This is a genomic window from Streptomyces sp. NPDC055025, assembly GCF_053608565.1.
Map to the genome: position 1 here is coordinate 25,889 of NZ_JBSGVS010000015.1, position 24,011 is coordinate 49,899.

At 70.5% G+C, this 24,011-nt stretch carries 20 protein-coding genes; 9 read left to right on the forward strand and 11 right to left on the reverse strand.

Annotation, left to right across the window (positions count from 1 at the left end):
- Positions 1–60: 60 nt before the first annotated feature.
- Positions 61–414: an STAS domain-containing protein gene (locus ACWGDX_RS11905; RefSeq protein ID WP_453624638.1), complete on the forward strand. Its 354-nt coding sequence runs from the start codon at positions 61–63 to the stop codon at positions 412–414.
- A 51-nt stretch (positions 415–465) separates the two neighbouring features.
- On the opposite strand, the gene ACWGDX_RS11910 is transcribed toward ACWGDX_RS11905, so the two are convergent.
- Complete coding sequence (locus ACWGDX_RS11910) at positions 466–939, reverse strand: nuclear transport factor 2 family protein (RefSeq protein WP_453624639.1); 474 nt, start codon at positions 937–939, stop codon at positions 466–468.
- Between the two features lie 313 nt (positions 940–1,252).
- On the opposite strand from ACWGDX_RS11910, the gene ACWGDX_RS11915 reads away from it, so the two are divergent.
- Positions 1,253–2,821 carry an amidase family protein gene (locus ACWGDX_RS11915; RefSeq protein WP_453624641.1) on the forward strand — a complete coding sequence of 523 codons (1,569 nt, stop codon included), beginning with the start codon at positions 1,253–1,255 and terminating at the stop codon, positions 2,819–2,821.
- Positions 2,822–2,944: 123 nt separating this feature from the next.
- Here ACWGDX_RS11915 and ACWGDX_RS11920 read toward each other — a convergent pair whose 3' ends face one another.
- From ACWGDX_RS11920 to ACWGDX_RS11965, 10 genes are all read right to left on the reverse strand, one after another.
- Complete coding sequence (locus ACWGDX_RS11920; RefSeq protein WP_363084027.1) at positions 2,945–3,178, reverse strand: DUF6296 family protein; 234 nt, start codon at positions 3,176–3,178, stop codon at positions 2,945–2,947.
- Positions 3,179–3,302: 124 nt separating this feature from the next.
- A complete protein-coding gene (locus tag ACWGDX_RS11925) occupies positions 3,303–4,265 on the reverse strand; it encodes a CopD family protein (RefSeq protein WP_453624643.1) in 963 nt (320 codons plus the stop codon).
- A 111-nt stretch (positions 4,266–4,376) separates the two neighbouring features.
- Complete coding sequence (locus ACWGDX_RS11930) at positions 4,377–4,592, reverse strand: EF-hand domain-containing protein (RefSeq protein ID WP_453624645.1); 216 nt, start codon at positions 4,590–4,592, stop codon at positions 4,377–4,379.
- 94 nt (positions 4,593–4,686) lie between these two features.
- Positions 4,687–5,400: an ADP-ribosyltransferase gene (locus tag ACWGDX_RS11935; protein ID WP_453624647.1), complete on the reverse strand. Its 714-nt coding sequence runs from the start codon at positions 5,398–5,400 to the stop codon at positions 4,687–4,689.
- A gap of 215 nt (positions 5,401–5,615) precedes the next feature.
- Positions 5,616–6,797, reverse strand: a complete 1,182-nt coding sequence (locus ACWGDX_RS11940; protein WP_363084031.1) for a YncE family protein — start codon at positions 6,795–6,797, stop codon at positions 5,616–5,618.
- Positions 6,797–7,606: a polysaccharide deacetylase family protein gene (locus ACWGDX_RS11945; protein WP_453624649.1), complete on the reverse strand. Its 810-nt coding sequence runs from the start codon at positions 7,604–7,606 to the stop codon at positions 6,797–6,799. Before ACWGDX_RS11945 ends, ACWGDX_RS11940 begins: the two co-directional genes overlap by 1 nt.
- Before the next feature lie 274 nt (positions 7,607–7,880).
- On the reverse strand, positions 7,881–8,405 hold the full coding sequence (locus ACWGDX_RS11950; RefSeq protein WP_453624651.1) for an ATP-binding protein: 525 nt from the start codon (positions 8,403–8,405) through the stop codon (positions 7,881–7,883).
- A 251-nt stretch (positions 8,406–8,656) separates the two neighbouring features.
- A complete protein-coding gene (locus ACWGDX_RS11955) occupies positions 8,657–9,427 on the reverse strand; it encodes an enoyl-CoA hydratase/isomerase family protein (RefSeq protein WP_453624653.1) in 771 nt (256 codons plus the stop codon).
- Positions 9,428–9,529: 102 nt separating this feature from the next.
- Positions 9,530–10,771 carry a L,D-transpeptidase gene (locus tag ACWGDX_RS11960; protein WP_453624654.1) on the reverse strand — a complete coding sequence of 414 codons (1,242 nt, stop codon included), beginning with the start codon at positions 10,769–10,771 and terminating at the stop codon, positions 9,530–9,532.
- Between the two features lie 309 nt (positions 10,772–11,080).
- Positions 11,081–12,268, reverse strand: a complete 1,188-nt coding sequence (locus ACWGDX_RS11965; RefSeq protein ID WP_453624656.1) for an Ig-like domain-containing protein — start codon at positions 12,266–12,268, stop codon at positions 11,081–11,083.
- Between the two features lie 192 nt (positions 12,269–12,460).
- On the opposite strand from ACWGDX_RS11965, the gene glgX reads away from it, so the two are divergent.
- The 7 genes from glgX to ACWGDX_RS12000 all read left to right on the forward strand — a co-directional run bounded on the left by glgX (position 12,461) and on the right by ACWGDX_RS12000 (position 23,923).
- The gene (gene glgX / locus ACWGDX_RS11970; RefSeq protein ID WP_453624658.1) at positions 12,461–14,866 is read left to right on the forward strand and encodes a glycogen debranching protein GlgX; all 2,406 of its coding nucleotides are present in this window, start codon (positions 12,461–12,463) and stop codon (positions 14,864–14,866) included.
- 85 nt (positions 14,867–14,951) lie between these two features.
- Entirely contained in the window at positions 14,952–16,871 is a 1,920-nt protein-coding gene (locus tag ACWGDX_RS11975; RefSeq protein ID WP_453624660.1) for an ABC transporter ATP-binding protein, read from the forward strand.
- Positions 16,868–18,841 carry an ABC transporter transmembrane domain-containing protein gene (locus tag ACWGDX_RS11980; RefSeq protein WP_453624662.1) on the forward strand — a complete coding sequence of 658 codons (1,974 nt, stop codon included), beginning with the start codon at positions 16,868–16,870 and terminating at the stop codon, positions 18,839–18,841. Before ACWGDX_RS11975 ends, ACWGDX_RS11980 begins: the two co-directional genes overlap by 4 nt.
- 201 nt (positions 18,842–19,042) lie before the next feature.
- A complete protein-coding gene (locus ACWGDX_RS11985) occupies positions 19,043–19,906 on the forward strand; it encodes an isocitrate lyase/PEP mutase family protein (RefSeq protein ID WP_453624664.1) in 864 nt (287 codons plus the stop codon).
- A gap of 19 nt (positions 19,907–19,925) precedes the next feature.
- Positions 19,926–20,471: a hypothetical protein gene (locus ACWGDX_RS11990; RefSeq protein ID WP_453624666.1), complete on the forward strand. Its 546-nt coding sequence runs from the start codon at positions 19,926–19,928 to the stop codon at positions 20,469–20,471.
- Between the two features lie 10 nt (positions 20,472–20,481).
- Complete coding sequence (locus tag ACWGDX_RS11995; protein ID WP_453624792.1) at positions 20,482–21,510, forward strand: bile acid:sodium symporter family protein; 1,029 nt, start codon at positions 20,482–20,484, stop codon at positions 21,508–21,510.
- A gap of 412 nt (positions 21,511–21,922) precedes the next feature.
- Positions 21,923–23,923, forward strand: a complete 2,001-nt coding sequence (locus ACWGDX_RS12000) for a M4 family metallopeptidase (RefSeq protein ID WP_453624668.1) — start codon at positions 21,923–21,925, stop codon at positions 23,921–23,923.
- Positions 23,924–24,011: the final 88 nt, after the last annotated feature.

Consider the following 24,011-nt stretch of genomic DNA (forward strand, 5'->3'; position numbering starts at 1 on the left):
ACAACACCCTTGTATGGGCCGTGTCGCGAAAAGACCCGGTCGGAGGCTCAGGTGATGGTCATGTCGGACGAGTGGCGCGATCGCCCGCGCACGCGGGTCGTGGGCAGAACGGTCGTGGTGGAGCTGCGCGGAGAGATCGACCTGCTGACCGCGCCGGGTATAAGCGACCACCTCGACTCGCTGACCGCCGCGCCGGAGCCCGATCTGGTGGTCGACCTCCAGCAGGTGGAATTCATCGACTGCAGCGGGCTTTCCGTTCTGTGCCGGGCACGTCGCCGCATACAGGAGAACGGTGGCAGGCTGGCGCTGGTCATCACCGATCCGTCCATCAGCAGAACACTGCGGTGCGCCGGACTGCTGGGCGCCTTCGACGTGGTCGACAGCGACCCGACCGCGCCCCGTGAACGACCGTGAGAACCATGGGTGCGCGCGGGACCACGCGGGCCCCCGTCCCGGCCCGTCCGCTCAGAGGCCCAGGTCGCTCAGCCCCGGATGGCCGTCCGGACGCCGCCCCAGTGGCCAGTGGTACTTGCGCTCGGATTCCTCGATGGGAAGGTCGTTGATACACGCGTAGCGATGGTGCATCAGTCCGTTCCCGTCGAATTCCCAGTTCTCGTTCCCGTAGGAGCGATACCAGTTCTCGGAGTCGTCGTGCCATTCATAGGCGAAGCGCACGGCGATGCGATCACCGTCGTAGGCCCAGAGTTCCTTGATGAGCCGGTAGTCCAGCTCCTTCTGCCACTTGCGGGTGAGAAAGGCGATGATCTCGTCACGGCCGGTGGCGAACTCGGCCCGGTTGCGCCACACGGAACCGACCGTATACGCCAGCGCGACCTTTCCGGGGTCGCGGGTGTTCCAGCCGTCCTCCGCTCCCCTGACTTTCTCGATGGCGGTCTCCTTGGTGAAAGGAGGGAGGGGAGGGTGCTGCGCGGAAGTCATTTCGTCTCCAGCCCATCGATCCACGACAAAAGGGAAATCCCCCACTGGGTACCAGGATCGCGCGTCAGCGCGTACACGCGCCCCCGAAGAGGGCGGAACGGGTGAAGGAACATCGCCGTGGCACCGATTCACCCAACTGAGGTGCGCTGATGGCAACTCGACCGACATCACGCCGATATGCGCCGGACAAAGATCGCCGTTTCCATGCTGAGGCCGAAGGTTCGCCCCGTCTCGCAAGGAGCATACGATCGAACTCAACTTCCCGGCGCGCACGGCGTTCCGCCGCCGTCACGCCGTAGCCCTCGCCGCAGCCATGCTGATGGTCGCCGGTACCGCCTCCCTGACCATGTCCAGGGCCGACGCGACCGCGCACCGCCCCGAGAGACCGCTGTCCGTCGATCTCGAAACCGCGACCGTGGCCGAGCTGAACGGTCTCCTCGACTCCGGCAGGCTCTCCAGCACCAGGCTCACCGAGGCCTATCTGGAGCGCATCCGGGCCCTCAACTCCCAGGGGCCCTCGCTCAACGCCGTACGGTCCGTCAACCCCGACGCCATGAAGGAGGCCGCCGCCGCCGACAGGAAACGGCGCGGCAAGGGCCCGCACAGTCCCCTGCTCGGCATACCCGTCCTCGTCAAGGACAACATCGATGTCGCGGGGATGCCGACCACCGCCGGGTCCGTGGCGCTCGCCGACTCGTATCCCGCGAAGGACGCGCCGATCGTCGCGCGGTTCCGCGAGGCGGGCGCGGTCATCCTCGGCAAGGCCAACCTCACCGAGTTCGCCAACTATCTGACCTCCGGGATGCCCGGCGGCTACAGCTCGCTGGGCGGGCAGGTGCTCAACGCCTACGACGGGAGCCAGTCCCCGAGCGGCTCCAGCGCCGGTTCGGGCGTCGCGGCCTCGGCCGGCCTCGGCGCCGTCACCGTCGGTACCGAGACCTCCGGCTCCATACTCAGCCCCGCGTACTCCAACTCCGTGGTCGGCATCAAGCCGACGGTGGGGCTGGCCAGCCGTACGGGCATCGTGCCGATCGCCGCCAGCCAGGACACCGCCGGCCCGCTCACCCGTACGGTCGCCGACGCGGCGGTCACGCTCACCGTGCTCGACGGCAGGGACCGGGAGGACCCGGCGACCGCCGCCAATCCGCTCGTCGGGCACGACTTCACCAAGGACCTGTCCACGACCGCGCTGCGAGGGGCCCGGATCGGCGTCGTCGCCAGTCAGGTGCCGACGGCGGGATCGGACAACCGCGCCCTGTGGGACGCGGCCGTCACCGCGCTCAGGGCCAGGGGCGCGACGCTCGTCGATGTCACCCTGGACACCTCGGGCCGCGGCTCGACCGTCCTGTCCTACGAGTTCAAGCGCGATCTGAACGCGTATCTGGCCAGGCTGCCGAGGAAGGCGCCGATGAAGAGCCTCGCCGACATCATCGCCTTCAACAGCGCGCACGCCTCCGAGGCACTGAAGTTCGGACAGGTCAACGCGCTCAACTCGCAGGCCAAGGACCTCTCCCCGGACAGCGAGGACACCGCGCTCCACCGCGCGAGCCGCGCACAGGACCTCGCCGACAGCAAGGACCGTATCGACGCCGTCATGAAGGACAACGGCCTGACGGCGCTGCTCTTCGCCAACAGCGGCAGCGCGGGCATCGGCGCGAAGGCGGGCTACCCCTCCGTCAGCGTCCCGGCCGGCTATCAGGCCGCCAACCGGCGGCCGTTCAGCATCTCGTTCCTCGGCCAGGCGTGGAGCGAGCCCGCTCTCGTCGGTTACGCCTACGACTACGAGCAGGCCACCAAGCTGCGCCGGCCGCCGTCGGTGATCAATCCGGCCGCGTACCGCTGCACCGCGCTCACCGGCTTCAAGGAATCCTGCGCCCCCTGAGTCCGTCGGACGCCCCGGCGGGGGACCGGATGCCCTCCCTCCGGGGCGTCCGGTCCGGGTACGGGGAAGACACCGGCCCGGGTACGGGGAGATATGACCACGAAAATATGACCATGACAGGGGTCAGGAGCTGAGCGACCGCACCAGCAGGGGCGCTCCGAGCTCCTGGTGGCCGCCGCTGGCCAGCATGCGGACCTCTCCCCGGTCGCTGATCTCCGCGCGCACGATTCCCGTCTCGTCCTCGTAGACCGGGAACCCGCCGGCACCGGCGCCGGCGGTGCGCCGGACGATCACCACGTCGTCCTCCACGGCGGACGCCTGGAACACCAGCTCGTAGCTCTCCGGATAGTCGTCCATCGGGGCCTCCCGACAAGGCTCTGGCAGGGGCCTGTGACCTGCGTCCTCCCATGGTTACCCAGACACGCGGCGCGCGCCTCACGAGAGCGCCGGCGAGCGGGCGGATCCGGACACCCGGGGGATCTCAGCGGGTGCTGAGCCAGTGCGGGTCGGGAACGACCGTCAGGATCCCCGAGAGCACGACGACCACGGCGAGCAGTACCAGCTCGGCACGGGCGGGAGGGCCGGCGTCCCGGTCGTGGCGCAGCCGGTGGCGGGCGGCCAGGGCCAGCGCGCTCACGACCGCGACCAGGACGAGTTTGGCGATCAGGACACGGCCGTACGCGGTGGTGAGGACGACATCGGCGGGAAGTCTGCGCAGGGTGGAGACGGTGCCGGTGGCGGCCAGGGCCGCGAAGAGCCAGCCGGCGAGACGGGCGTAGCGGGCCACCACGGCCTTGACGCCGGCCGGGTCGGCGCGCCGCAGCCATGCCGTACGCAGGACGTACAGCAGACCGCCGGTCCACAGCGAGGCGGCGGTGAGATGGACGACGGTCAGCGCGCTGCCGACCAGCGGGGTGTACGGCTCGGGGTGCGCCCGGAGCGCCTCCGCGCCGACGACCACGGCCAGCGGGGCCAGGGCCCACATCGGGCGGTTCATCGCGACACAGCCGGCGGCGAGCAGAAACCCGTTGGCCATGGCGAGCAGGAGCCGGCCCTCCACGGTGCCGTACACCGTGGTGACACCGAGCCCGCTGACGGCGGCCAGCAGACCGATCTGCGCGGCGGAGGCGGCGGCCCCGGTCAGCGCGGCGGGGAACGCCCAGCCGCGCGGGGCGGGTCCGGCGCGCGCGAGCCGGGGGCCGGCCAGCTCACCGAGCTGGAGGGCGAGGGCGGCGAGAACGGCGACCCGCAGCACGGTGGTGGCGCCCGCGCCGGGTATTCGCAGCTCGCCGGTGCCGCGCGCGGCCAGGCCCGCGCCGAGCGCGGCGAGCAGTGCGACAAGTACGGCGAGCACGGCCGCCCCGGCGAGCAGGCCCGTGTTCAGAACGGTCCTGCGCTCCGGAGCGCCGCTGGTGCCATCGGCAGGCGGACCCGGAAGTATCACCGTTTGATCATCGCTTCCGGGCACGCCGCGCGGCAATGTGGCCGGGGCGAATGCGCGACCCCTCCGGGCGGACCCGATCCGTGGGCCCGCCCGTCCGCCCGTCCGTCCCGGTCAGCCGTTCTTGCGGGAGGTCAGGAACTCGTCGAAGGTGAGCAGCCCGTCGCCGTTCGCGTCATGGGCGTTGATGACGGCCTGTGCCACGGTCTCGGTCACATGGAAGTCACCGAGCTGCGCCATGACGCTCTTGTACTCGCTCGCCGTGATCAGTCCGTCGCCGTTCGCGTCGAACCGCTCGAACGCCTTGCGCGCGTCGTCGATGTCTGCCACTGTCCCGCCCCTTCGTGGTGCCGTATTGACGGGGTCAGATTATCTGTACGCATTCCCCCATACGGAGGCAGCCCGCGCTGACGAAACCCAGGGCCTAGCCGCGCCAGGGCTTGTAGTGCGGGTTGTCCAGGCACTCGGTCATGATCTCGGTCTTCTTCTGCTTGTCGACCGGGCAGACACCGACGATCAGCTCACGCGAGATCCCGCCGGGGAAGGCGACCTCTTCCTGGTCGGCCCATTTGTGGGTGGCACCGATCGTCTTGTTGACGTCGATACCGCCGGGCGCGTCGATGTAGTAGTTGTAGCCGCTCTTGTACCACTGCTTGTACAGGTCGTGGTCGTAGGTGGTGGAGACATACGGCGAGGGCTGGTTGACCAGGACGTACTTCTCCACGTCGTACTGCCCGTCCAGCGGCGCCTTGGGGTGGAAGCCCTGCTCGAAGACGGTCTCCGGCGGACGGCTGTCGGCGCGGTAGAGCTGCTTGCAGTTGGTGCGCCAGGACGGCGCCGGGGTGATCCGGTCCACATCGACCCTGCGGTCCGCCGCGGCCGACAGCGGGTCCTTGACGGCGGGACAGCGTTCGGCGGCGGCGAGGGCGGCGGCCGAGGCGGGACGGGAGACCGCGGACCCGGTGAGCTCCGGCCCGGTGAGTGTCGGTCCGGCCAGGGTGGGTCCGCCGGTGGCGGGCGCGGAGACGGCCGGTGTGGAGACGGAGGGCGCGGCCTCGGTGACGGTGACCGGTACGAGAACGGCTGCGACGGAGAGGGCGACGGCTGCGGCCCGCTGCCGCGAGCGAGAGGTGATCATGGGGAGCACCCTCCACGCTGTACGGCGGCGGGCCGTGGACCATCACCCGAATGGGGGCGTGTCGGCTTCGAACGGCTGGGAGCGGAGAGCGAGTTGACGCCGGGCCATATCCCAGGCCACACCCCGGGCCGTACCGAGGACCTGAAGCCGCCGACCGCGGGACAGCGGCTCACACGCCACGGTCGGGCCCCCGGCCCCCGGCACGGTCCCGTCCCTCACCGGAAGACACCCGTATGCCCCAGCGAGTACCGCCCCGGCTGCGGATAGACCGCGAGTCCGTGCGGTCCGCCGTCGACCGGGATCCGCGCGAGCTGCTTGCCGCTGACCGTGTCGATCGCGTAGACCTCGGAGTCGTAACGCCCCGACAGCCACAGGACCTTGCCGTCCGCCGAGACACCGCCCATGTCGGGGCTGCCGCCGTCCGGCAGCCGCCACTTCTTGGTCAGCCGGTTCCGGGTGAAGTCGAAGATCGAGACGGTGCCCTCACCGCGGTTGGACACGTACATCACCTTGGAGTCACGGCTGACATAGAGACCGTGGGTGCCCTTGCCGGTGGCCATCAGCTTCGGGACGGTGAACTTCTCGCCGTCCAGCACCCACATGCCGTGCGCCATCATGTCGGCGATGTAGAAGGTCTTGCCGTCCGGCGAGATCTTCACGTCCTGCGGCATCGCGCCCTGGAAGGGCAGCTTCTGCTGGGCCGTGACCTTCATCCGCTCCGTGTCGACCTTCAGCAGTTCACCGGAGAACTCGCACGAGACGATGAAGTAGCGGCCGTCCGCCGAGAAGTCGGCGTGGTTGACACCCGCGCAGGTGACCGGCTCGGTCTTCTTCACCTTCATGGTGTGCGGATCGCGGAAGACCAGCTGACGGTCGAGCGAGGCCATGACGACCGCGTACTTGCCGTTGGGCGTGAAGTAGAGGTTGTACGGGTCGTGCACGTCGACGGGTTCGCCCACCTTGCCCGTGGCGGGGTCGATCGGGGTGAGCGTGTGACCGCGGTTGTTGTTGACCCAGAGGGTCTTCAGATCCCAGGAGGGCACGACGTGCTGAGGCTGTCTGCCGACCTCGATGGTCTCGATGACCTTGTAGGTCGCCGGGTCGATGACCGAGACCGTGTCGGAGTTGGTGTTGGGGACATAGACCCGGGAGGGGAAGCCCCTCACCACGGGGGAGAGCATTCCGGGCCGGTCGGCGGCGTAGATGTCCTTGGGGTTCTGCACCGGGGGCATGCCGGGCAGCCCCGCGGGCGCGCTCGACAGCGCCACGGCCGGCCGTGCGGAGGCCTTGGTGGCGTTCGTCCGGTCCCGCCGGTCGTCGGGCTCGGCGCAGCTCGCGAGGAGGGCGAGGGCCGCGGCCCCGAGCAGGGCGGTGGTCCGTTTGATGGGAGGAAGCATCAGGTCAGCAGCTCCGTGGTCGTCACCGCGCGCAGGCCGCGGCGTTCCAGTGCGTCGAGGAGGGCGGGCAGCGCGGCGACCGTGTCCGCGTAGCCGAAGTGCAGGCTCACCACGGAGCCGTTGCGGATCTGCCCGGTGACGGTGCGGACGACGGCCGGGGCGCCGGGCGAGGTGAAGTCGAGGGAGTCGACGTCGTAGGAGAGGACATGCGGGTAACCCGCCCGCCGGGCGAGCCGCTCGATCAGCGGGGTGGCGTGCTGGGTGCGGGAGGGCCGGAACCAGGTGCCGATGGAGCCGGTGAGCCTGCGCAGCCGCTCCGCGCAGCCGGTGATCTCCGCGTACGCCTCCGCCTCGCCCATCATGGAGATGTCGGTGTGGCGCAGGGTGTGGTTGCCGAGATCGTGGCCGCCGTCGAGGACCCGGCGGGCCAGCCGCGGATTCTCGTCGAGCCAGCCGCCCACGGCGAGGACGGTGACCCGGGCCCCGGCGCGTTCCGCCTCGGTCAGTACCGCGGTGGCGGTGGCGGGGTCGCCCTGGCCGTGGAAGGTGAGCGCGACCCGGGCCCGGTCGCGGGGGCCGTGCGCGATCTCGGCGGGCTGCCCGGGGAAGCGCCGGGGCGGGGGTGCGGCACGGGCCGCGGGCCGCGCCTGTCCCGAGGCGGCGCCGCTGTGTCCCTGCGGCGGTACGGAGGACGGGGGTACGGAGCCGGGCGGGCCCGGGGCGCTGTCCGTACAGCCGATGGCGAGGGCGCCCGTGACGGCCGCGCCGGCTGCTGCGCGCAGTGCTCTGCGACGGTCGATCGGGATCACGCCCTCATTTAAGGGGCGTACCGGGCGAAAGGTGACGATTGACCCGATGAAGGGCCGCTGGGGTCGCTTACCCGGCGGATCCCGCGCCCCCGCCGCCCGGCGGGCCGGGACTCATACCGGCGGGTGCGGAGTCCCGGGATCCGGGGCGTACGGACCCACGGAGCCCGGAACGCACGGACCCACGGGGCCTAGGGCGCACCGACTCACCGGGTCCGGGGCGCACCGACCCATGGGTCCGGGGTACATGGACCCATGGGGTCCGAGGCGCACCGACTCATGGGGTCTGGCGGTCGGCGACCCGCATCTCGAACCAGGTGGTCTTGCCGCGCGGCAGCAGATCCACCCCCCACCGGTCGGAGAGCCGGTCCACCAGGAAGAGCCCGCGCCCGCTGGTGTCCATCTCGCGCACCGGCATCAGACAGGGCAGCCCCCGGGAGGGGTCGCGGACCTCGATCCTGATCCAGCCGCGGCGGCGCAGCATCCGTAATCCGAAGACCCGCGCGCCGGTGTGCCGCACGGCGTTGCCGACGAGCTCCGAGACGAGCAGGACCGCGTACTCGGCGGTCTGCGGCGAGAGCCCCCACTGGCGCAGCACCACACTGTGGGTGATCCTGCGGGCGGCCGAGGCGGACTCCGGGCGGGAGGGCAGACGGACTTCAGCCTCCGTCGGATTGCCGAACAACTCCAGCGCCTTGAGCGCCTGTTCGTCTTCGACGGACGGTATCCACCGCGCTGCGGCCGCACCGCCGCGCTGCCGCGGCTGCTCCACACCCTCCAGGCCCGCCATGCCCCCCATCATGGCCGCCCAGAGCCCGCTCCGGGGCCTTTCCGGGGGAATGGACCCCCCGGAATGAATCATTCCAGGGGGCGCGAACGGCATATGCCAAGGGCAGAACTTGACCACACGAGCCAGTACTGACCTGCGATGACGCCGCGCGATTCAATGATCGCCCGGAGTGATCTCGGCATTTCCCTTAAGGTTCTCTTAAGTCTGTGCTAAGGCGTGCGTGGGGTTGACGTCGTGGCTCTCCGTGTCCAACCGGGCTCCTCTCAGAGGAACTCGGCCTTGCCGGGCCCGTCCTCCACGAAGGACCGCATTCCGCGCTCGCGGTCCTCCGTGGCGAACAGACCCGCGAACCAGTTCCGTTCGATGGCGAGGCCGGTCTCCAGATCCGTCTCCAGACCCGCGTCCACCGACTCCTTCGCCGCCCGCAGCGCGAGCGCGGGCCCCTGGGCGAGCTTCGCGGCCCAGGCCGCCGCCTGCTCGTACACCTCCGCCGCCGGGACCACCCGGTCGACCAGACCGATCGCCAGCGCCTCCCCGGCCTTCACCTGACGGCCCGTGAAGATGAGGTCCTTGGCGCGGGAGGGACCGATCAGCCGGGCCAGCCGCTGGGTGCCGCCGGCGCCCGGGATCAGCCCCAGCAGGATCTCGGGCTGGCCCAGCCGGGCGTCGTCCGCGGCGATCCGGAAGTCGGCGCAGAGGGCCAGCTCACAGCCGCCGCCCAGCGCGTAGCCGGTGACCGCGGCGACGACGGGCTTGGGGATACGGGCCACCGCGGTGAACGACTCCTGGAGCGCCCGGGAGCGTACGACCATCGCCGCGTGGTCCATGTCGCGCATCTCTTTGATGTCGGCGCCGGCCGCGAAGACCTTCTCGCCGCCGTACAGGATCACGGCGCGGACGTCCTCACGCCGGGCCGCCTCCTCGGCCAGCTCGCGCAGCCGGTCCTGGATGGCGGTGTTCAGCGCGTTCATCGGGGGGCGGTCCAGCCGGATGGTACCGACGCCGCCGGAGACTTCGAGGTTCACGAATGCCATACGAGGCAGGTTAACCGCCGCTAACGGCGACGGACCCGGTGCGCCTGGTCACAGCGCGCCGGGTCCGTCGCCGCCGGCGGCCCGGACAGGGCCCCGGCGGGGTTACGCGATCCACTCCGACCAGGACATGTTCCAGCCGTTCAGGCCGTTGTCCGGGGCTATCTGCTTGTCCTTCGAGTTCTTGACGACGACCACGTCGCCGATGATGGAGGAGTCGTAGAACCAGGCGGACGGCGTCCCGTTGTTCCCGCCGCCCCGGATGTCCCGCAGCCCGACGCAGCCGTGGCTGACGTTCGCGGAGCCGAAGGTGCCCGACGACGCCCAGTAGTTGCCGTGGACGAAGGTGCCCGAGGTGGACAGGCGCATCGCGTGCGGCACGTCCTTGATGTCGTACTCACCGCCGAAGCCGACCGTCGCGCCGTTCATCCGGGTCACCTCGTACTTCTCGCTGATGACCATCTGGCCGTTGTACGTGGTGGTCGCCGGGGCGCCCGCGGTGATCGGGATGTTCTTGATCTGCTTGCCGTCCCGTACGACCTTCATCGTCTTGGCGCTCGCGTCGACGGTGGAGACCTGGCTGCGGCCGATCGTGAACGACACGGACTTGGCCTGCTTGCCGTACACGCCCGGACGGCCCTCGACACCGTCCAGATTGAGCTTCACGGTCACCTTCGTGCCCGCCGCCCAGTACTTCTCGGGACGGAAGTCCAGCCGGTCGTTGCCGAACCAGTGGCCCTCGACCGGTACGGCCGGCTCCGCCGTCACCGTGATGGCCTTCTCGACGGCCTCGGGGGCGGTGATGCCCCGGCTGAAGTTGATCGAGACCGGCATACCGACACCGACCGTCGAACCGTCCTCCGGCGTGTAGGTCCCGATGAAGGTGTTCTTCGGGACGAGCGTCGTGAAGGTGGTGTCCTTGGCGGACTCCCGGCCGTCGGCGTCCTCGGCGATCGCGTGCACCTTGTACTTGGTGGCGCCGGCCAGATGCTGGAGCGGCTCCCAGGCGGCGGCGCCCTCGGAGAGCCTGCCCTCGACCGGATTGCCCTTGTCGTCCTGGACGGTGACGGTGGTCAGCTTGCCCTTGGCCGCGGAGATCTTGAGGGCGCCGGTGGTCGCGACCCCCTTCGCGTCGTCCTTCGGCAGGATGGTCACCACCGCCACGGAGGCGGCGTTCTCGACCTTCGCCGCGTCCTTGCCGCGGTTCTTGTCACCGTCGTCCTCGCCGGAGCCCCCGCCCCCGCCCCCGCACGCGGTGACGACCAGGAGGAGCGCTCCCAGCATCAGGGCCAGCGGCCCCGTTCCCCGACGTCCCCGCCGCTGTCCCGATATCGGCAGCCCGTTCACTCTGGTCGTCTCCCCTCGCACGGCCTGGCCCCGCCACGGCCCGCACTACCGCGCGCTGAAGTGCACGCGCACGGCGATAGACAATCACACCGCATGCGTCGCGATGAGTACGCGAATGTCACCGTTCCGTCCCAACAAGTCCGGGACGGCGCAGGTCATACGGGTTGTGCGGGAAGGGGCGGGCGGCGGACACGGGGACGGGCGGACGGGCGGGGCAGGACGGACGGGGACGGGTGGACGGGGACGGGTGGACGGCGGACGCGGGCTCGGCAAGGGCTCAGCCGAACTCAACCAGGGCCGGGGCAGGGGTCAGTGGACGGCCGAACCCTCCTTCCACCGCTGCCAGGACAGGTTCCAGCCGCCGAGGCCGTTGTCCGGAGCGACCGTGCGGTCATGGGAGTTGACCACCTCCACCACATCGCCGATCAGGGTCTGGTAGAAGAACCAGCCCGCCGGGGTGTCGGGGGCACCGCCCTTGACATCCCGCAGCCCCACACAGCCGTGGCTGACGTTCTCGGCGCCGAAAGTCTCCTCGGAGGCCCAGTAGTTGCCGTGCAGAAACGTGCCGGAGGTGGTCAGCCGCAGCGCGTGCGGCACATCCTCGATGTCGTACTCGCCGCCGAACCCGACCGTCTCGCCGTTCATCCGTGTGACGTCGTACAACTCGGTCACCACCATCTTCCCGTTGTACGTGGGGTTCTCGGACGCGCCCGCGGTGATCGGCAGGGTCGAGAGCAGCATTCCGTCACGCCGTACCTCCATGGTGTGCTTCTTGGCGTCGACCCGGGAGACCTGGGACCGCGCGACCCGGAAACCGACTGTCTTGTTCTGGATGCCGAAGACCCCGGGCGCCGCCTGGACGTTCCGCAGCCCGATACGCATCGCGACCTCGGTGCCCGGCTTCCAGTACCGGCGGGGCCTGAAGTCGAGGCGCTGGTCGCCGAACCAGTGGCCGACCACCTCGACCGGCGGGTCCGAGGTGACCTCGATCGCGCGTTCGACGGCGGCGCGGTCGCGGATCTTTTGATTGAAGTCGAAGGAGATGATCATCCCGGTGCCGACGGTGGCCCGGTTCTCGGGCGAGAAGTAACCGGTGAACCGGTCGGTGGGAACGGCCGTGGTGAAGGTGGTGTGCCGGGCCGAGCGCCGGCCGCGGCCGTCGACCGCCACCACGTCGACGCCGTATTTGGCGGCCAGGGCGAGCCGGGCGCGGTTCCCCGGCGACCAGACGCGGCCGTTCTCGGAGATACGTCCCGGCAGTGCGATGGGGCTCGCGTCCTCGATCTGGACGACCTTCACCCGCTCCAGCCGCCCGTCCGCCACCCTCACCTCGATCTTCTCCGCCGCGCCGATGTCCTTCGCACCGTCCTCGGGGGTGATCCGGATGCTCATTCCAGGAGGCCTCGGCTTGGCGTCGGTGAGCGGGCGCTCGCCGACGCATCCCGCCAGCCCCGCGAGCCCCACCAGCAGTCCTGTCCATGCCAGGGCAGCGGCCATACCGCCTCCCGCCCGCTTTGCGCGCTTCAGTACATGTCTCACGATCCGCCCAACGACCACCCCCCTCCGGGGGAAACGTGAGTGCGGGGCCGGTTGCGGGCAGAACAGGTGGGAGGACCACGCGAGGAGGGCCGCGGCGGGGACGCCGCGCGCGCCGATCCGCGGGCCCGGGAGCCGCGGGAGGCCGGACAGGTGGCGAGCGCAGCCGAGCACACACCACGGGCGGCGGACGGGACGGAGCGGGCCGGCGGGCCCGCCGGCACCGGGCAGCCGACCGGGAACGGGCAGCCGGGCGGGAACGGGCGGACCGGCGCCCTCCCCCGGTACGGCGCCAACGGCCGGCGCCGGGGACCCGGCGGCCCGGGGACGGCGGTCTGGCCGGGGGCGCCGACCCCGCTGGGGGCCCGCTTCCGGATCGGTCCCGACGGGGTCGCGGGCACCAATTTCGCCCTCTGGGCGGGCGGCGCGGAAGCGGTCGAGGTCTGCCTGTTCGACGACGGCGGCGCCGAGACCCGGCTTCCGCTGACGGAGCTGACCCATGAGATCTGGCACGGCTTCGTCCCCGGGGTCCGCCCCGGACAGCGGTACGGATTCCGGGTGCACGGCCGCTGGGACCCCTGGACGGGCGCCCGCTGGAATCCGGCGAAGCTGCTGCTCGACCCGTACGCCCGCGCGGTCGATGCCGCCGAGGGGAACGACTACCGCGGGCTGCCGCCCGAGGTCTACGGCCATGTCCGCGACTGGCCGCAGCGCAATGTCGCGGACACCGTGCGTGACGACCGCGACTCCGCCCCCTTCGTCCCCAAGGGGGTCGTCGTCCACGACGACGCGCCCGACGACGAGTGGACCGAGGACCGGCGGCCCAAGACACCCTGGGCCGACTCGGTCATCTACGAGCTCCATGTACGGGGCTTCACCAAACTCCACCCCGGGATCCCGGAGGAGCTGCGCGGCACGTACGCGGGCCTCGCGCATCCGGCGGCGATCGCCCATCTCCGCCGGCTCGGGGTGACGGCGGTCGAGCTGCTGCCCGTACACCAGTACGCCCACGAGGAGCATCTGCTCACCCGCGGACTGCACAACTACTGGGGCTACAACTCCATCGGCTACTTCGCCCCGCACGCCGCCTATGCCTCGGGCGGCACCCGGGGCGAGCAGGTCGGCGAGTTCAAACGGATGGTACGGGCGCTGCACGCGGCGGGGATCGAGGTCATCCTCGACGTGGTCTACAACCACACGGCGGAGGCCGGGGAGCTGGGTCCGACCCTGTCCCTGCGCGGGATCGACAACCGCGGCTACTACCGGCTCCCGTCCGACGCCCGCCGGTATCTGGACTACACGGGCTGCGGCAACACCCTCCATGTGGTCCAGCCCCAGGTGCTGCGGCTGATCACCGACTCGCTGCGGTACTGGGTCACGGAGATGGGCGTCGACGGGTTCCGTTTCGATCTGGCGGCGGCCCTGGCCCGCTCGATGCACGATGTCGACATGCTCTCGCCGTTTCTCGCGGTGATCGCCCAGGACCCCGTACTGCGCCGGGTGAAGCTGATCGCGGAACCGTGGGACGTGGGCAACGGCGGCTATCAGGTGGGCGCGTTCCCTCCCCTGTGGACGGAGTGGAACGACCGGTACCGCGACGCCGTACGGGACTTCTGGCGCGGGGCGCTGCCCGATGTACGCGATCTGGGCTACCGGCTCTCCGGGTCGAGCGATCTCTACGCGTGGGGCGGCCGGCGGCCGTACGCCTCCGTCAACTTCGTCACCGCGCACGACGGCTTCACCCTGCGCGATCTCGTGTCGTACGGGCGCAAGCACAACGAGGCCAACGGCGAGGGCAACCGGGACGGCACGGACGACAACCGCGCCTGGAACTGCGGGGTGGAGGGCGAGACCGACGATCCCTCGGTCAACGCCCTGCGCCGGCGCCAGCTGCGGAATCTGCTCACCACACTGCTGGTGTCGACCGGGGTGCCGATGCTGGTCGCGGGCGACGAGATGGGCCGTACGCAGCGTGGCAACAACAACGCGTACTGCCAGGACGACGAGGTGAGCTGGCTCGACTGGTCGCCGCTCGGACCGCCCGGTGAGCGGGCGGACGATCCGGCGGGCGCGCGGGCGGACGATCCGGCGGGCGCGCGTGAGCTGTACGCGCTGACCGCCCGGCTGCTCGCCCTGCGGCACGCCCATCCGGTCCTGCGCCGCCGCGCCTTCTTCTCCGGCCGGCCCCAGGCACCCGACGGGCTGCGGGACCTGGCGTGGTTCACCCCGCACGGCGAGGAGATGACCGAGGAGGACTGGTACGCGCCGGCGTCCACACTCGGGCTCTTCCTGTCCGGGCGGGACATCCCGGGGCGGGACGCGCACGGCGAGAAGATCACGGACGACAGCTTTCTGACCGTTCTGCACGCGGCGGGCGCCCCGGTCGACGTCACCCTGCCGGGACCGCCCTGGGCGCGGACGTACGAGCTGCTCGTGGACACCGCGCGGGAGGACCAGACGGAGGCACCGGGCACGGTGTACGAGGCCGGGACGACGGTGGCGGTCCCGGCGCGGTGCGTCCTGGTGTTCCGGGTACGCGAGCATCAGCCATCCGGCTGATACGGCGATACGACCACGCCATGGCGACCCCGATAGGACGAAAACCATATGAGCGAGTTGGGTGGCAAACCGTAGGCTCGCCCTGATGCCCGAAAAACATGCCACCACCAAGGACCGGTCCTCCGTACGCTCACTGCTGCGCCTGTGGCCTTACGTACGACCGGTGCGAACGCGTCTCTCCAGTGCGGCGTTCGTCGCGATCGTCGCGTCCTGCCTCGGTCTGGTGTTCCCGCTCATACTGAAGTGGATGGTGGACGGACCGGTCACCGACCGGGACCCGGGGGGTGTCTGGCTGGGGGCCCTGTTCCTGCTGCTCCTCGGGATCGTGGAGGCGGTGCTGTTCGGCTTCCGGCGCTGGCTGGTGGCCCGCCCGCTGGCCGGTGTGGAGGCGGCGATGCGGGCCGATCTCTACCGCCATCTGCAACGGCTGCCCGTGGCCTTCCACGACCGGTGGCCCTCCGGTCAGCTTCTCTCGCGCGGGACGACCGATCTGATGCTGCTGCGGATGTTCCTCGCGTTCCCGCTGACGTTCCTCCTGGTGAACACGACGACGATCCTGGCGGGTTTTGTCATCCTGCTGCTCCAGGACTGGTCGCTCGGGGTGGTGCTGCTGGCCCCGGTGGTGCCGCTGGTCGTTCTCTGCGCGTTCTTCGAGGGGCGGTACTCGCTGGTCGCGCGCCGGGCCCAGGACCAGGTCGGCGATCTGACCACGGTCGTCGAGGAGGGCGTGCTCGGCATCCGGATCGTCAAGGGGTTCGGCCGCCATCACAGCCAGGCGCTCGCCTTCCGGGCGCTCGCGCGGCGGCTGCGCGCCACGGAACTGGACAAGGCACGGCTGCTGGCGGGCCTCTGGGCCCTGATCATGACCATTCCGGAGCTGGCGATCGGCGTGGCGCTGGTGCTGGGCACGGTCCAGGTGGCCGACGGCGGACTCTCGGCGGGCACGCTGGTGGCGTTCCTGTCGACGGCGCTGGCGCTGCGGTGGCCGGTGGAGTCGATGGGGTTCCTGCTGGCGATGAGCCAGGAGTCGGCGACGGCGACCGAGCGCTTCTTCGAGGTGATGGACGTACCGGAGGAGGCGGAGGCGGCGCCGTCGGACGCTCCGGCGGCGCCGGAAGCGCGGGCCACGCGGGCCACGCGGGCCGGAGAAACGATTGCCCTCACCAAAACACCCGACGGCGGCCGGACCGCCGCCCCCGCCCCCGCGCCGGACCCCGGGCAGGCCCCGGACGCCGTGGGCGGGCTGCGCTTCGAGGGCGTCTCGTTCCGCTACCCGGACGCCGACGCGGACTCCACACCCGTGCTGTCCGGGATCGATCTGCACATCAGACCCGGCGAGACCATGGCCCTGGTCGGGTCCACCGGGTCGGGCAAGACGACGCTCACCGCGCTCGTACCGCGCCTGCACGAGGTGACCTCGGGACGGATCACGCTGGACGGCGAGGACATCGCCCTGATACCGCGTCCACGGCTGCGTGAGCTGGTGTCGCTGGCGTTCGAGGAGCCGACGCTCTTCTCCGCGAGCGTCGCGGAGAACGTCCTGATGGGCGCGGCGGACGCCGGCGAGGAGGCGCTGTCCCGGGCACTGGAGGTGGCCCAGGCGGGCTTTGTCGGTGATCTGCCCCAGGGCATGCGTACGGAGGTGGGTGAGCAGGGGCTCAGTCTCTCCGGCGGCCAGCGGCAGAGACTCGCGCTCGCCAGGGCGGTGGTCGGCCGGCCGCGCTTCCTGGTGCTCGACGATCCGCTCTCCGCGCTGGACGTCCATACGGAAGCGCTGGTGGAGGCGGCACTGCGGCAGGTGCTGCGGGAGACGACCGCGCTGGTGGTGGCGCACCGCCCCTCCACCGTGATGCTCGCCGACCGGGTGGCGCTGATCTCGCGGGGGCGGATCGCCGCCGTGGGCACCCATCAGGAACTGCTGCGCACCAGCGAGGAGTACGCGTGGCTGATGTCCGGAACCGAGCCGGGCGTGGAGTCCGAGGCCGTTGAGGAGACCGTCCGATGACCACGTCGACCAGCACCACAGGCACGGGACCGGCCCCTGACGAGGGGCCGGGCACGGATACGGGGAAGGACGCGGGCGCGCGTACGGACCGCCCCCCGCGGGCGCCGCGAACCGACGCCCCCGCCACCGGCTCCGGCCCTGACACGCCCGACGCCCCCGACACCCCCGCCGCCCCGGCGGACGATCCCTTCGGGCAGGACGCGCTGCCCGCGCCCCCGGGCGCCACCGGCGCGCTGCTGCGGTCCCTGCTGAGCGCCCGCCGTACGAGGGTCGCCGTGACCGCGCTGCTCCTGCTGCTCCAGCAGGCCGCCGCGCAGGCGGGCCCGCTGCTCGTCGCGTACGCCATCGACCGCGGGGTGCCCGCCTTCCGGGAGAACGACCACGGTCCTCTGATCGCCGTCGGCGCCGGGTATCTGATCTGCGCCGTCGGTTCGGGCGCCTTCCAGTACGCCTTCATCCGCGCCGCCGCCCGGGTCAACCAGGACGTACTGCTCGATCTGCGCGGCCGTATCTTCCGCCACGCGCAGGCGCTGAGCGTGGACTTCCACGAGCGGTACACCTCGGGGCGGCTGATCTCCCGGTCCACCACCGATGTGGAGTCCCTGCGCGAACTGCTCAGCGAGGGTCTCCAGGAACTCATCGGCGTGGTGCTGGCCTTCGCGTACATCTGCGCGATGCTGCTCTATCTGGACTTCGGGCTCGGCGCGTTGGCGGTGCTCTCCTTCGTACCGCTCTATCTGCTCGTACGGCTCTACCAGCGCCGCGCGGCCGAGGTCTTCGGCCGGCGGTCCACCGCGATCGCCGCCGTCATCGTGAAGTTCGCGGAGACGATGAACGGCATCAGGCCGGTGCAGGCCTTCCGGCGCGAGCGGGCCAACGACGCGCGCTTCCACGAGCTCAACCACCGCCATGAGCGCACCAACGGCGACGCCCTGCTGGAGATGGCCCGCTATGTGGTCGGCTCCCGGCTCGTGGCCAACACCGCCGTCGCCGGGATCGTGCTCTGGGGCGCCTATCGCGTCGCCGAGGGCACGCTGGCCCTCGGTGTGCTGGCCGCGGCCGTGCTGTATCTGCGGCGGCTGTACGACCCGATCGACCGGCTCGGGATATTCCTCAACTCGTACCAGTCCGCCGCCGCCTCCCTGGAGAAGATCGCGGGCCTGCTGGCCCAGACGCCCTCGGTGCCCGAGGCGGAGCACCCCCGGCCGCTGCCCGCGCTCACGGGCGGCTTCCCGGGCCGCGGGGTCGTGTTCGACGGGGTGAGCTTCGCGTACCGCACGGGGGGTGAGGTCCTCCCGCGCTTCGATCTGACGGTCCCGGCGGGCCAGACGGTCGCGGTCGTCGGCTCCACGGGCGCGGGCAAGTCCACACTGGCCAAGCTGCTGGCGCGGTTCTACGACCCGACGGAAGGCCGGGTGCTGCTCGACGGGGTCGATCTGCGCGAGCTGGACACACCGGAGCTGCGGCGCGGTGTGGTGATGGTGACCCAGGAGGCGTTCCTCTTCTCCGGCACGGTCGCCGAGAACATCGCCATCGGCCGGCCCGACGCCTCCCGCGAGGAGATCGTACGGGCGGCCAAGGAGATCGGCGCGCACGACTTCATCAGCGGTCTGCCGGACGGCTACGACACGGACGTACGGAAGCGGGGCGGCCGGATCTCCGCGGGCCAGCGTCAACTGGTCGCCTTCGCGCGCGCGTTGCTCGCGGACCCGGCGGTGCTGATCCTCGACGAGGCGACCAGCTCCCTGGACATCCCGGGCGAACGCGCGGTCCAGCGCGCGATGGACACCGTCCTGCACGGGCGCACGGCGGTGGTGATCGCCCACCGGCTCTCCACCGTCGAGATCGCGGACCGGGTGCTGGTGATGGAGCACGGCCGCGTCGTCGAGGACGGCACACCGGCCGATCTCATCGCGGGCACGGGCCGCTTCGCGGGCCTCCACCGCGCCTGGCGCGAAAGCCTTGCCTGACACGGGAATTCAGCGGAATCCGGCGCGACGGCCGTCGCCTCCCGATAATTAGTCACATAATGACCGCTCTCAAGTTTTTGCCTCTTCGGGGTAAGAACCGGTGTGTCGTTTTACGAAGTCTTGGTTTTCTGTAAATGTTTGCCCGTCACGACAGGGCCTGAACCCGTGCTCGGGCGGCGGGTTCTGAATTGAGGGAGAACCATGAACTACGGCACCACTCTGCGAGAAGCGGTCGCGTCATCGCGTACGACGCCTCTCATCGGTATCTATGACATGTACTCGGCCTCCATCGCGGCCCAGCACTACAACGGTTTCTTCGTCTCCGGCTTCGGATTCGCGGCGTCGCACTACGGACTGCCCGACATCGGCTTCATCGCCTGGCCCGACATGCTGGCCTTCGTGGAGCGGCTGCGGCTGGCCTTCCCGCAGCACCATCTGCTCGTGGACATCGACGACGGCTATGTGGACCCCGAGGTCGCCTGCCATGTGGTGCAGCGGCTGGAGCGCGCCGGGGCGTCCGGGGTGATCCTGGAGGACCAGAAGCGTCCCCGCAGGTGCGGGCACGCGGACGGCAAGCTGATCCTGCCGCTGGAGGAGTATCTGGAGAAGCTCGACCTGGTGCTGCGCAGCAGGCAGGACCTGCTCGTGGTGGCCCGCACGGACGCCACGGAGGAGGGGGAGATCATCCGCCGGGCGGAGGCCCTCGCGGAGACCGACGCGGATGTCGTCCTCGTCGACGGGGTCCGGAGTGTGGAGTGGATCCGCAAGATCCGTTCGATCGTCGGCGACAAGCCGCTGCTGTTCAATCAGATCGCCGGCGGAAAGTCGCCGAGGCTCTCGCTCTCCGAACTGTCGGAGCTGGGCGTCGATCTCGCCATCTACAGCACGCCCTGTCTTTTCGCCGCGCACGGTGCGATCGACGGCGCGCTGGCCGATCTCAAATTGGCCGACGGCCGTCTCCCGGACACCTCGGAAACCGGAGCCATCGGCGTCAAGGGATCCACGGAACTGCTGGAGAAGAACATCAGCAGGCACCATCGGTTCCGCTCGTCGGTGTCGGTCTGACCGCGCGCCGAACCGTCGAATGTCCGTGAAACTCTTCCGGTCCGGCACCGGCCGTCACCGGCAGCGAAAAGCAGGGTCCCTCGTACGGGGGGCGTCCACGGCGGGGGCCGTCGTCGCGGTGGCGGCGAGTGTGCTGTGCGCCGGCGGTACCGCGACGGCCGGGCCGGCGGTCACTCCCGTGGAGGCCCGGGACGACGAGGACGAAGCGCGGCCGGAGCCCACGGGCAACCGGAGCGTCGGACTCATCGTGATCGACAACTCCTACGCGGACTCATGGCTGGAGATCGACCGGACGCTCAATACGCTGCTCCTCGCCAAGGGCACGGCGGGCAGCGATCACGACGGGGGCGGCGGGGCCATCGACGTACAGGCCGGAGACGGCTCGGGCGCGGGCTCGGCAACCGCACCCGCACCGGCAACCGCACCGGCGTCGGCACCCGCACCGGCGCCCGCTCCGGCACCGACGCCCGGGGGGGAACCGGAACCGGATCGTGGGCATACTCCCTCCGGCAACTGGATCTCCGAGGTCGGCCATCCCCCGTGGCAAGGCGAAAGCGGTGAGTGACGTGACGTCAATGACCTGGCTGAGTTCCTGGCCAGGCCGCTTGAGGAGGGCGGTCGACCCCTATGTCGCCGCCCTCCTCGGCACGGTCGTGTTCGCGGCGCTGCTGCCCGCGACCGGCGGGGCGGCGACGGCCGTCGGCCATGCCGCCGACATCGCCATCGGTCTGCTCTTCTTCCTGTACGGCGCGCGGCTCTCCACCCGGGAGGCGCTGGACGGACTGCGGCAGTGGAAGCTCCATCTCGTCGTGGGAGCCAGCACCTTCGCGCTCTTCCCGCTGCTGGGGCTGGCCGTCGGCGGCCTCGTGCCGTATCTGCTCAGCGAACAGCTCTACATGGGGCTGCTCTTCCTCTGCGCCGTCCCCTCGACGGTCCAGTCGTCGATCGCGCTCACCTCCACCGCCCGCGGCAACGTCCCGGCGGCCATCTGCGCCGGCACGTACTCCAGCCTGGCCGGGATGGTCGCCACCCCGCTGCTCGCGGCCTGGCTGATCGGCTCCGCGGTGAGCTTCTCGCCGCACGGTCTGCTCACCATCGTCACGGAACTGCTGCTGCCCTTCCTCGCCGGGCAGTTCTGCCGCCGCTGGATCGGGGAGTTCATCGGCCGCCACAAGAGGTACATCGGGCTCCTGGACCGGTTCTCCATCCTGCTCGTGGTCTACACGGCCTTCAGCAGAGGTATGGCCGAGGGCATCTGGCGGCAGATGACACCGGTACGGCTGCTCGTCCTGCTGGGGCTGGCCGCGGCCCTGCTGGCGGTGGCGCTCGGTACGACCTCGTTCGCCGCGCGGCGTCTGGGGTTCAGCCACGAGGACCGCATCACCATCGTCTTCTGCGGCTCGAACAAGAGCCTCGCGACGGGACTGCCCATGGCCGCCGTGCTCTTCGGGTCCTCGGCGGGGCTGGTGATCCTTCCGCTGATGCTCTTCCACCAGCTCCAGCTGATGGTGTGCGCGGTCATCGCGGGCCGCTGGTCGCGCCGGACCCCGTCGGCCGCCGCCGCTCCCGCACCGCGTGTCTCCCTGCGCGGTACGGCGAGTTGACGCGCGTACCGCCGCGGAGTCGACGCCCGCGACCCCGCGGAACGGACGGTAAGAAACAGGTCACGTTACGAAACGTTCCCGTCAGCGTCAGCGCACCGTCCGCTCAACATCACGTTCACATTCGGCAACTTCGCGTCCGAACTCCGCGCGGTCATCGAATCGCGCTGCGGCAAACCGTTGTTGACACTGTGCGAATCCTCGGCGGCATCTCCGCGATGATCGACGAAACGTCCGCTTAACGAACAAGCCCTTTCGAGCAGCGGACGATTTCCGGCCAACTTCTTGACGCGCTCCTGACAGTGAGCCGTCACGACTGTCACTCTTCCCCCGTTCTCCGCACCACATTGCTCCGCTTGCTCTGTCCGGGCTGCCCACCGAGCGGCCCGGTACCCCCCTCGCAGAAGGAGTTCGCGTGAGATCCACGCCCAGCCGTCGCGCCACCGCGACCGGTGCTCTGATAGCGGCAGCCGCTCTGCTCACCGTCGGTGTGCAGGCCGGTACCGCTTCCGCCCAGCCCGAGAGCGCTCCCGCCGCACCGGTGGCCGGCAAGGCCGACCCCGGTGCGCAGGAGCGCACTCTCTCTCCCGCGCAGCGCACCGCGCTGATCAAGGCGGCCGACGCGTCCAAGGCGACCACCGCCCAGGACCTCGGCCTCGGCGCGCAGGAGAAGCTCGTCGTCCGTGATGTCCTCCAGGATGTGGACGGCACCACGCACACCCGGTACGAGCGCACGTACCAGGGCCTCCCGGTCCTCGGTGGCGACCTCGTCGTGGCGGCGACGAAGGCGGGCGCGACGAAGTCCGTCAACAAGGCGTCCAAGGCCGTCCTCAAGAACGTCGCCACCACGGCCGACATCGCGCCCGCCGTCGCCGAGAAGCAGGCGCTGAGCGCCGCCGCCGCGGAGGGCTCGAAGAAGACCGAGGCCGACCGCGCGCCGCGCAAGGTGGTCTGGGCGGCACAGGGCACGCCGACCCTCGCGTACGAGACGGTCGTCGGCGGACTCCAGCACGACGGCACCCCGAACGAGCTGCACGTCGTGACCGACGCCGCCACCGGCAAGAAGCTGTACGAGTGGCAGGCCGTCAACAACGGTGTGGGCAACACCCAGTACAGCGGCCAGGTCACCCTCGGCACCGCGCCGGCGTACACCCTGACCGACACCGGCCGCGGCAACCACCGGACGTACAACTCGGACACCGGGGCGCTCTACTCGGGTCCCGACGACATCTGGGGCAACGGCCTGCCGTCCAACACGGAGACCGCCGCCGCGGACGCCCACTACGGTGCCGCGCAGACGTGGGACTACTACAAGAACGTGCACAACCGCACCGGTATCCGCAATGACGGTGTCGGCGCGACCTCGAACGTCCACTACGGCACCGGGTACATCAACGCCTTCTGGCAGGACAGCTGCTTCTGCATGACGTACGGCGACGGCCAGAGCGACCAGCGGCCGCTGACGTCCATCGACGTGGCCGCCCACGAGATGTCCCACGGCGTCACCGCCGCCACGGCCCGTCTGGTCTACAGCCAGGAGTCCGGCGGTCTGAACGAGGCCACCTCCGACATCTTCGCCGCGGCGGTCGAGTTCTACGCCAACAGCCCGCAGGACCCGGGTGACTACCTGGTCGGCGAGAAGATCAACATCAACGGCAACGGCACCCCGCTGCGGTACATGGACCAGCCGAGCAAGGACGGCGCGTCCAAGGACTACTGGTACTCCGGTATCGGCGGCGTGGACGTCCACTACTCCTCGGGCCCGGCGAACCACTGGTTCTACCTGCTCTCCGAGGGCAGCGGCGCCAAGGTCGTCAACGGTGTCTCCTACAACTCCCCGACCTCGGACGGTCTGCCGGTGACCGGCATCGGCCGGGCGAAGGCCGAGCTGATCTGGTACCGGGCGCTGGCCACGAAGTTCACGTCCACGACCAACTACTCGGCGGCCCGTACGGGTACCCTCGCGGCCACCGCTGAGCTGTACGGCGCCACCAGCGCCGAGTACACGGCCGTCCAGAACGCCTGGGCCGGTATCGCGGTCGGTCCCCGCCCCGGTGGCGGCGGCACGGGCCAGTCGTTCGAGAGCACCACGCAGGTCGCCATTCCGGACAACGGCGCGGCGGTGACCTCGACGATCAACGTCACGGGTGTCACGGGCAACGCCCCGCCGAGCCTCCAGGTCGACGTGAACATCACGCACACCTGGCGCGGTGACCTGATCGTCGACCTGGTCGCCCCGGACGGCAGCGTGTACAACCTGAAGCCCGCCAGCGGCAGCGACTCGGCGGACAACGTCGTGGAGACGTTCTACGCGGGCGCCTCGTCCGAGGTCGCGAACGGCGCCTGGAAGCTGCGGGTCCAGGACGTCGCGTCGGCGGACGTCGGCCGTATCAACAGCTGGAAGCTCACCTTCTAGGGCTGAGCCGCACGACGGCCCGCTCCGGCCGAGCCGACCGGAGCCGACCGAAGCCGATCCTGGAACCGCCCGGGGTGTCCTCACCGAC

Excerpts from the sequence above, each read along its gene's own strand:
- ACWGDX_RS11905 (WP_453624638.1), top strand. The coding sequence starts at position 61 with ATGTCGGACGAGTGGCGCGATCGCCCGCGCACGCGGGTCGTGGGCAGA.
- ACWGDX_RS11910 (WP_453624639.1), bottom strand. The coding sequence starts at position 939 with ATGACTTCCGCGCAGCACCCTCCCCTCCCTCCTTTCACCAAGGAGACC.
- ACWGDX_RS11915 (WP_453624641.1), top strand. The coding sequence starts at position 1,253 with ATGCTGATGGTCGCCGGTACCGCCTCCCTGACCATGTCCAGGGCCGAC.
- ACWGDX_RS11920 (WP_363084027.1), bottom strand. The coding sequence starts at position 3,178 with ATGGACGACTATCCGGAGAGCTACGAGCTGGTGTTCCAGGCGTCCGCC.
- ACWGDX_RS11935 (WP_453624647.1), bottom strand. The coding sequence starts at position 5,400 with ATGATCACCTCTCGCTCGCGGCAGCGGGCCGCAGCCGTCGCCCTCTCC.
- ACWGDX_RS11940 (WP_363084031.1), bottom strand. The coding sequence starts at position 6,797 with ATGCTTCCTCCCATCAAACGGACCACCGCCCTGCTCGGGGCCGCGGCC.
- ACWGDX_RS11950 (WP_453624651.1), bottom strand. The coding sequence starts at position 8,405 with ATGATGGGGGGCATGGCGGGCCTGGAGGGTGTGGAGCAGCCGCGGCAG.
- ACWGDX_RS11955 (WP_453624653.1), bottom strand. The coding sequence starts at position 9,427 with ATGGCATTCGTGAACCTCGAAGTCTCCGGCGGCGTCGGTACCATCCGG.
- ACWGDX_RS11965 (WP_453624656.1), bottom strand. The coding sequence starts at position 12,268 with ATGGCCGCTGCCCTGGCATGGACAGGACTGCTGGTGGGGCTCGCGGGG.
- ACWGDX_RS11975 (WP_453624660.1), top strand. The coding sequence starts at position 14,952 with ATGCCCGAAAAACATGCCACCACCAAGGACCGGTCCTCCGTACGCTCA.
- ACWGDX_RS11980 (WP_453624662.1), top strand. The coding sequence starts at position 16,868 with ATGACCACGTCGACCAGCACCACAGGCACGGGACCGGCCCCTGACGAG.
- ACWGDX_RS11985 (WP_453624664.1), top strand. The coding sequence starts at position 19,043 with ATGAACTACGGCACCACTCTGCGAGAAGCGGTCGCGTCATCGCGTACG.
- ACWGDX_RS11990 (WP_453624666.1), top strand. The coding sequence starts at position 19,926 with ATGTCCGTGAAACTCTTCCGGTCCGGCACCGGCCGTCACCGGCAGCGA.
- ACWGDX_RS11995 (WP_453624792.1), top strand. The coding sequence starts at position 20,482 with ATGACCTGGCTGAGTTCCTGGCCAGGCCGCTTGAGGAGGGCGGTCGAC.